This is a genomic window from Streptomyces sp. NPDC001415, assembly GCF_053597395.1.
In genome coordinates this window covers 1-4571 of record NZ_JBSFIE010000075.1, presented here as the reverse complement: position 1 = coordinate 4571, position 4571 = coordinate 1, and the positions used below count along the sequence as shown (strand labels likewise).

The following is a 4571-nucleotide window of genomic DNA, read 5'->3' as shown; positions in this document are numbered from 1 at the left end:
GTACGCCCCGGATCACCCAGATATCCGCGACCCACGCCGGTGCCCGCGACATACAGTTCGCCCGGCGTGCCGACGGGCACAAGACGCAGCGCGTCATCGAGGACATACAGGCGGGTGTTACGCACGACTCGGCCGATGGGCACACGCGTGCCCAGCTCACTGTCCGGGGTCAGGACGGCGTGGGTGACATCGTCGGAGCACTCGGTGGGACCGTAGGCATTGACCAGCGGAATACAGGGGTAGCGGGCAAACCAACGGCGGCACACATCGGCCGGCAACGCCTCACCCGTCACCACAAGGTGACGCAGGTCCGACAGCACGGGGAAGCCACCAGTGGCCTCCCACGCATCCAGCGCGGCCCGCAAAAGCGAAGGAACCACCTCAAGCACCGTGACCCGCCCGGCAGTTGCCACCCCGAACAGCGCATCAGGATCACCCGCCGTGGCCCGGTCCACCACCCGCGTCGTACCACCCACCATCAACGCGGCCAACATCTGCCACACCGAAATGTCAAACGTCACCGGCGCGTTATGAATCAGAGAGTCAGCCGACGACAGACCCAGGTCTTCCACCTTCGCGAGAAGATGGTTGACCATGCCCCGGCGATGAACCATCGCCCCCTTGGGACGCCCCGTCGAACCAGACGTATAAATCACATACGCCAAGTCATCACCACTGCCACGCAGCGGACCAAGAGCAGACAGGTCGGTCGAGTCGCTGTCGAACTCCCCGTCCAGCAGTACCAGTTGGAGCTCACCGTCGTACGCGGCCGCGATCTCTTCGGCCCGCTCCCGCTGCCCGGGGCCGACAAGGAGGACCCTCGCACCGCTGTCGGACAGGAGGCCCTCCTGGCGGGCGAGCGGTGCGTCCACGTCCAGCGGGAGCCATGCCCCGCCGGCCGCCAGCACGCCGAGCACCCCGCCCACGTACCGCGCACCGGGCTCCGAGAGGACCGCCACGAGCGAGCCCGTGTCCACTCCGGCGAATGCCAGGCGCTGGGCCAGAAGGTCCGACCAGTGCGCCAACTCCCCGTATGTGACCGTGACTTCACCGTCAACGACAGCCACCGCGTCCGGACGGCGCACGGCCGTATCCCGTACACGCTCCACGACATCCGCGAAGCCGCCCCCGCGCTCGGTGTCGTTCCACTCCACCAGCAGCCGTCGTGACTCCGCCGCGCTCAGCACACCCACTCCGGCCAGGGGCTTGTCGGCGGAGGTGATCACGGTGGCGAGGAGGTGCAGCAGCCGGTCGGCAAGCCGCTCGATGTCCTCGCGCGCGAACAGGTCGGGCGCGTAGTCGAAGCGCAGTCCGAGACGGCCGCCGGGTCCCGGCAGGACCGCCAGGCTCAGCGGGTAGTGGCGGCCGTCGCGGGCCTCGGCGTCGAGGAGTTCCAGGCCGGAGGCCGCGTCGCGGACGCTCGCCTCGTCCAGGGGGAAGTTCTCGAAGAGCAGGACCGTGTCGAAGAGGTCGCCGAGACCGGCCTGGTTCTGGATCTCGGCAAGACCGATGTGCTCGTACGGCAGCAGCTCCGACTGCCGGCCCTGGATGCCCGCAAGCAGGTCGGCGAGGCTCTGTTCGGGGCGCGTACGGACCCGTACCGGCACCGTGTTGAGGAACAGGCCGATCATGTTCTCGATGCCGGGGATCTCCGCCGGGCGGCCGGAGGTGACGGCGCCGAAGACGATGTCATCGCGACCGGTGAGGCTGCCGAGCAGGACGGCCCAGCAGCCCTGGAAGACGGTGTTGAGTGTCATGCCCCGGCTCCGCGCCCAGCGGGTGAGGCCGTCGGCGAGCTGCTCGGGGACGGCCGATTCGACGGTGTCCGCCGCGACCGCCGCCCGCCCGGCCGCCTCCGGGGCGACGCGGGTCGGCCCGTCCAGGCCGAGCAGGGCCTCCTTCCACGCGCCGCGCGCGGCCTCGGCGTCCTGGGCGTCCAGGAAGGCCAGGTAGTCGCGGTACGGAACGACGTCGGGCAGTTCGGTGGCGCGGGCGCCGTGCGCGTAGAGGGTGAACAGTTCCTTGAGGAGCAGCGGCATCGACCAGCCGTCGACGAGGCTGTGGTGGATCGTCCAGATGAAGCGGTGGCGGTCGGTGCCCGTGCGGGCGAGCACGAACCGCATCAGCGGGCCCCGGGAGAGGTCGAAGCGGCGCTCGCGCTCCTCGTCGGCGAGCCGATCGGAGGCGGTCTCGTCGGCTTCCGTCAGGTCGAGCTCGCGCCAGGGCACGTCGACCGCGTTCGGGATCAGCTGGACGGGGTCGCCCGCCTCGCGGTGGCGGAAGGCGGCCCGGAGGTTCGGGTGGCGGTGCAGCAGCGCCGCGCACGCGGCGCGCAGGGTCGCCGGGTCGAGCGACCCACCCAGTTCCAGGCCGAGTTGGAGCACGTAGGCGTCCACGCCCTCCCGGTCGTACTCGGAGAGGAACAGCAGGCCCTTCTGGAGCGGGGCGAGTGGCAGTACGTCGTGCAGCCCCGAGGGGCCCGCCTCGCTCTCGTACGTGTCGAGTTCGTCCTGTGTGAGGGAGACGAGGGGAAGGTCGGACGGCACCCTGCCGCCCGCGCCGGGCCGGGCCGCGTGGGCGACGAGCAGCTCCAGGGCGCGGAACCAGGTGTGCGCGAGGTCGCGGGCGTCCTCGTCGGAGAGGATGCCGCCGGCCCACAGCCAGTCGGCGACGAGGTGCGGACCGTCGGGGCGGTCCTCGGTGACCGGGGTCACCTCAAGCACGTGCTGGAGCGGCATGTCGGGGGCGGCGGCGGTGCCGACTGCCGAACTGTCCCCCGAGAGCGTCCAGTTGGCCGCTCCCGCGGCGCTGAAGCGGCCCATGTAGTTGAAGCCGAGCTGGGGCCGGGGGAACTTGGCGAGCAGGGTGCTGGTCTGCGGGTTGAGGTGGCGCAGCAGGCCGTGGCCGATGCCGTGGTCCGGGATGGCCCGCAGTTGCTCCTTGATCCGCTTGAGGGCCGCGCCGACGGCCGGGCCGCCCGCCCAGATCTCGTCCCAGTCGAGGGTGCCGGGGGCGAGGCGGACGGGGAAGGCGCTGGTGAACCAGCCGACGGTGCGCGACAGATCGGCGTCGTCCGAGAGGTGTTCGCGGCCGTGGCCTTCGAGTTCGATCAGGGTGTCCGGGATCGGCCCGGTGTTTTCCTTGCGGCGCCGCCAGTCGGCTACCGCGAGGGCGAGACCGGTGAGCAGCACGTCGTTGATCTCGGCGTGGAAGGCCCCCGCCACGTCGGTGAGCAGGGCCGACGTCTGCTCGGTTGGCAGGACGAGGCGCAGTCGGCGGGCCGTGCCGTAGGTGTCGCGTACGGGGTCGAGGCCGCGGGTGCCGAGCAGCGGCTCGGGGCCGCGGGCGACCTCGGTCCACAGCGGGAGTTCCCTGGTGCGGGAGGCGGCGCGCGCCTCGTCGGCCAGCATGCGCGACCAGCGGCGGTAGGAGGTGCCGACGGGGGCGAGTTCGGGGGCGCGGCCGGCCGCCACGGCCTGCCAGGCGGCGGCGAGGTCGGGCAGCAGGATGCGCCAGGAGACGCCGTCCACCGCGAGGTGATGCACCATCAGCAGCAGTCGACGGGGCTGCCCCGCGCCGGCCTTGAGCAGCACCGCCTGCAGCAGCGTGCCTTCGGTCGGGTCGAGCCGGACCTGGGCCGCGGCGGCGAGTTCGGCCACGTTCACGTCGGCCGCCACGACTTCCTCCGTCACCAGCGGGGCGGCGTCGACCGTGCCCTGCGGGCGGATGCGCAGGTTCCACAGCCCTTCGACGGGCACGTCAAGCCGCATGCGCAGAGCGTCGTGCCGGTCGACCACGGCTCGCAGCGCGAGGGTCAGTCGTGTGGCGTCCACGTCGTGCGGCACTTGGACGACGACGTACTGCGCGAACGATCCGACCGGGCCCGCGACGGCGCCGCCGTCCTCCTTCAACTGGTGGGCGATCGGCAGGAGTTCGAGCTCTCCGACACCGTCGTCCGTACCGGCGGTCGCCGTGGTCCGCACCTGCTGTGCGGCGGCGGCGAGGGCGGCGGGCGTCTTGCGGGTGAAGACGTCGCGCGGAGTGAGCGCGAGCCCTGCGGCGCGAGCGCGACTGACGAGCTGAATCGAGCTGATGCTGTCGCCGCCCAGGGTGAAGAAGTCGTCGTCGGCGGCGGCCGAGGGCAGGCTGAGGACCTCGGCGAAGGCGGCGCACAGCACCTTCTCCGCCGGTGTGCGAGGAGCCCTGCCACCCGTGACAGGCGCCTGGGTGGAGGCCGGGGCGGGCAGCGCCTTGCGGTCGACCTTGCCGTTGGGGGTCAGCGGCAGGGCGTCCAGGGCGACGAACTCGGCCGGCACCATGTAGGCGGGAAGCACCTCCCCCAGCGCCGCCCGTACGTGCTCGACGGTGGCGGGGCCGACGAGGTAGCCGACGAGCCGCTTGCGGCCCGCGCTGCCGGGCACGGCCTGGGCCGCCGCGTCGGTGACGCCGTCGACGGCGCGCAGCGCGGCTTCGATTTCTCCGAGTTCGATGCGTCGGCCTCGGATTTTGACCTGGTGGTCGAGCCGTTCGAGGAATTCGAGCTGTCCGTCGGGCCGGTACACGACGCGGTC

Annotated in this window: 1 protein-coding gene; it reads right to left on the bottom strand. The window is 71.7% G+C overall.

Annotated elements, in window-relative coordinates:
• Positions 1 to 4571: condensation domain-containing protein (locus tag ACWC2B_RS37970; RefSeq protein ID WP_450724909.1), on the bottom strand; the 4571-nt coding region annotated here is incomplete at both ends.